We start from the raw sequence: 345 nt of genomic DNA, 5'->3' as shown, positions 1-345 counted from the left end.
ATCTCGCCGCCATGCGCGATGCGATGACCGCGCTCGGCGGCAATCCGGAAAAGATCAATCCGCTGGTCCCCGTCCACCTCGTCATCGACCACTCGGTGATGGTCGACGAGTTCGGCACGCCGCAGGCATTCGGCGAGAACGTCGATCTCGAATATCAGCGCAACGGCGAGCGCTACGAGTTCCTGAAATGGGGATCGAAGGCGCTCGACAATTTCAAGGTCGTGCCGCCGGGCACCGGCATCTGCCATCAGGTGAACCTGGAATATATCGGTCAGGCGATCTGGTCCTCGCAGGAGGTCGGCGAACACGCGAAGGACAGCGCGATGATCGCCTATCCCGACACGC

The 345-nt window shown here is 61.7% G+C and carries 1 protein-coding gene; it reads left to right on the top strand.

The features are described from left to right. On the top strand, positions 1 to 345 hold a 345-nt coding region (locus AC0IYH_RS30135; RefSeq protein WP_471837780.1), incomplete at both ends, for an aconitase family protein.

The sequence above is a fragment of the Pseudomonas sp. AC463 genome (assembly GCF_979253585.1).
The sequence above is the reverse complement of the archived record's forward strand: the minus strand, read 5'-3'. Positions and strand labels throughout refer to the sequence as shown.